The 3,284-nt window shown below is 45.5% G+C and carries 4 protein-coding genes; all 4 read right to left on the minus strand.

Annotated elements, in window-relative coordinates; all coding sequences use genetic code 11:
- Positions 1–385: hypothetical protein (locus IQ260_RS29045; protein ID WP_193996546.1), on the minus strand; the 385-nt coding region annotated here is incomplete at its 3' end.
- Complete coding sequence (locus IQ260_RS29050) at positions 363–743, minus strand: hypothetical protein (protein WP_193996547.1); 381 nt, start codon at positions 741–743, stop codon at positions 363–365. The genes IQ260_RS29050 and IQ260_RS29045, both read right to left, overlap by 23 nt.
- 232 nt (positions 744–975) lie before the next feature.
- Positions 976–2,067, minus strand: a complete 1,092-nt coding sequence (locus tag IQ260_RS29055) for a transposase (RefSeq protein WP_322745073.1) — start codon at positions 2,065–2,067, stop codon at positions 976–978.
- A gap of 632 nt (positions 2,068–2,699) precedes the next feature.
- Positions 2,700–2,948, minus strand: coding sequence for a hypothetical protein (locus IQ260_RS29060; RefSeq protein WP_193996549.1), 249 nt, complete (start codon positions 2,946–2,948; stop codon positions 2,700–2,702).
- Positions 2,949–3,284: the final 336 nt, after the last annotated feature.

Here is a 3,284-nt window from a genome sequence, read left to right on the forward strand (position 1 = left end):
CTAAAGCAAGGACAATCCCATCATTTATCCAAATAGTGTCTGGGGTATCAATATTGACAAAAGCACCAATTTCAAGGCTTCGATTCCCCTTCATTTTAAAGTCTTCTGACGTTCTGCGATATTCTGAAGGTTTAAAGATAATCTGATAGAAGTCAAATTGTGTCTCTAAGGTCTCAATACAACTATTTTCATATAGTATTTGAAATAAAAAATCGAGGTTTTCTTGAGATGAAAAATTTGGCCTATAGCTCTCTTCCTCTGCTAGCTTAATAATACGATCTAGTTCAAAGGAAGAATAGTTTTTGATAGTAAAACCTTTCCGTATTTCCCAGTGTCTGTTTGTCTCAGGCCATACAATTCTATTAGTCCATGTTTTGCTGCTCATTACACAATTCCTTTAATCCAATCTTGATTATTAGTGTTGAGACGTAAATTGCAGGGATTCCAGAGCATATGGCTACAATTAAATCCGCGATTAATAAAATTGCTTCAATCTTGTCCTTATCATCCTCACTGTTGGAATTATAAAGAGCGTTAATCTTATTATTGGTGCAGATTAGATCTCTGATTTTATCTTTTCTGTCGTTAACCCATTGCTTTCCTAGATCTGTTAGTTTTTTACGATCAGAAGGTGCAACTCCAATCTTTTTTTGTTCTTCAAAGTAACCAATAGAAGCATAGAGAGTCTCAATATCAGACTTCAGTACATTTGCAAGCATTCTTTCTTGTTCAGGACTTACCATAATTGCTCTTGATCTTTTATAAAAGAATCTGAACTTATATATTAATTTAAGTATGAGAATTATAAATCATTTGATTCTTAATCTTGTTAGTTAAAACTCTACGGAGGAGTTTTGATTTATCAGGATAGATTAGCTAATTGTTAATATATTGAAATATAGTCAGATTTTCCTATCAATTACGGAGCCTGTACCCTGACTGCCTGACACATCTTCAGATGTCCCCATTAATATCTCAAGTTCGACATCGTATTGACCGAATACGGGAAAACCAAATCTGGTCATAGTACCGTTGCTCAGCCTTGTAGGAAGCAAAACAAGGGTCTGGGTCGTTGGGCAATAAGGGGACTGGTTTCAGAATAGCTCGACCTTTGTTGACCACTCCCTTGAGCCAACGTAAGCCAATTTTGAGATAGCTGAGTCCTCGTCTCCAATGGGTATCAACCTGTTGACGTAACCCGTCACACTGTACCGCCATGCCTTGAGTGGTGGCGTATAGCAAGGCAATGGCAGCTACTAAATAAAGTCGTTCTAGGGCTTGAGCGGATCGAATACGAGAGTCTTCGAGTTCAAAGGCTCCTGATTTACTATCCAAAAACAACTCCTCAACTCGAAACCGCAGGGCGTATTGCCACAAAGTTTGTAGACTCGGTGACTCATCCGTAATCACCGCCCAGGATTCCTGAGTGCCACGAACGGTTGCCAAGACTAAATTGCACCGATGTTTACCATTTTGCCAGAGCCCCACGTTCTCATAGAGAGCTGCTTCTCCTTTGGGTGGCCACAGCGCTTGGACTTCAATCGGATGACGACAGGGGCCGTGGAGATGAACATCACACGCAATACGCAAACAATAGTGCCAACCACTCGCTTGCAACCAACTCATGAGGTCATGGTTGGCAAACCCTCGGTCGGCTAACATCATGGTGTTGGAATGCCGACGCAACAGCCAACGGGCACGACGTAACATGGGGCGATATGCATCGAACGCAACCATGGCACTTTCATGCTCTAAGACTCGCCACAGAAATGGGACGGCTCGTCCACAACAAACGACCGACAGGTGAATCATACAATAGCGATTCCACAGCACTGTCGTATCTAATGCTAGATAAAGTCGATGGGACCGCCAGTTGGTGAGGGCTAATAGGACCAGCGGTAGATACAAGGCATTGACATCAATGAATCGGTTGATGAAAAAGCGATGCCACCGACGTTCAAAACTCTGAGCCTGAGTCGCTCGGCTGGGGACATAGGGTTCCCAAACTGGGAGGCTAAGTTGGCCACTACAGATCAGGGCACTGACCATCCAAGCCAGCGTTTTCACATGCCGGAGATCTTTGTAACGGCTATGTTGACGCAGGAAGCTGAACAATTGATTATACAGTTGGGTAGAGGCTGACATGCATATCACGCTGATGGTTTGGTATCTTCAGCTTTGCATGCCCTCTGCCCATTTCCTCAGCAACCCTTATAGATGCTGGCTTACAGGATTTGTGTCAGGCAGTCAGGGCAAAAGATAATTGGTACCCGAGATGTATCTATAAATTTCTGAAGCTTTTCTCCGAGAAACTTTCCTAGAAAATATGCCCCTACCAGTACATTTGAAAACATTTTCGAAAACATTGTTATCTGTGCTCAGAGTTGGTAATTTCTATCTCTAGCATTATCTTTGCTGGCGTTTTAGGGATGGAGGTTCGAATAGAAATTTCAGCAGAACAGCACGGGCAAACTGTGTAGCTATTGGCTGCTGAGTCTTTCATGTCAGTAGTTCTTATTCTGCGATCTCAACTCCCCCAATCCCAGCCTAACCTCTACCCCTGGGCAACTTAGACCTGTCCAAAATCAGGAGGGATTCACTTTAGCCACCACTTCCCTCATAACGGAAGACAGCCGTAACAGCGCGCGCCGTTAAACGCCCCCGTCTCCTTTTCTGCCTTCCGCTTTCCGCCTTTGCCGTTAGTTCACCCTTACCCGTCGAGTTAAAATCGCCATCACCTCATAGGGGCGACCAGTGGGCAGCGGACGGCTCCAGTCGTTGGGCTCAGCGTAGTTGAGCTTAAACAAGGTAGCGATGGTGTTTTGAACACTGATTAGGGTGCCGAGCAGGGTAATGCGCACCTCTTCGTACTCATACTCGGGCAGGCTGCCATCGTTGGCAGGGGGCTCTGTGGGTGCACCAGCACCCTGTGTGGGATCGATCAACATAGCTCTGATCTCCTTCAGATATGGGTTAGGAAACCAGAGCCCAATCATAGCCACCCCGCAGTTGTATGCAATCCGGGGTGGCAACAGGTACCATAAACCTGCGCTCCCAGGCTGCTATCTCAGCCAGAGGGTGTAGCCGCCGTCAGGTGTTGCAAGCGCCTGGCGGTGGTGCTAATTATGAGCTCTGTAGTTGGGCCAGCGAGGGCCGTAGAGTTCAGAGTATACAGAAGGGATCTGCCTAGTCAAGGGGGTAGATGTATTGTGCTGCCTGGTTGGATGCTGTGAGGAAATGGCGATTGAGAGGAGGCGATCTCTCTGTCAATGCTACGTCTACGT

It is taken from the genome of Leptolyngbya cf. ectocarpi LEGE 11479, assembly GCF_015207065.1.
Taxonomy (GTDB): domain Bacteria; phylum Cyanobacteriota; class Cyanobacteriia; order Phormidesmidales; family Phormidesmidaceae; genus Leptothoe; species Leptothoe ectocarpi.

Coding starts and splice junctions, on each gene's coding strand:
- IQ260_RS29050 (WP_193996547.1), bottom strand. CDS start 743: ATGGTAAGTCCTGAACAAGAAAGAATGCTTGCAAATGTACTGAAGTCT.
- IQ260_RS29060 (WP_193996549.1), bottom strand. CDS start 2,948: ATGTTGATCGATCCCACACAGGGTGCTGGTGCACCCACAGAGCCCCCT.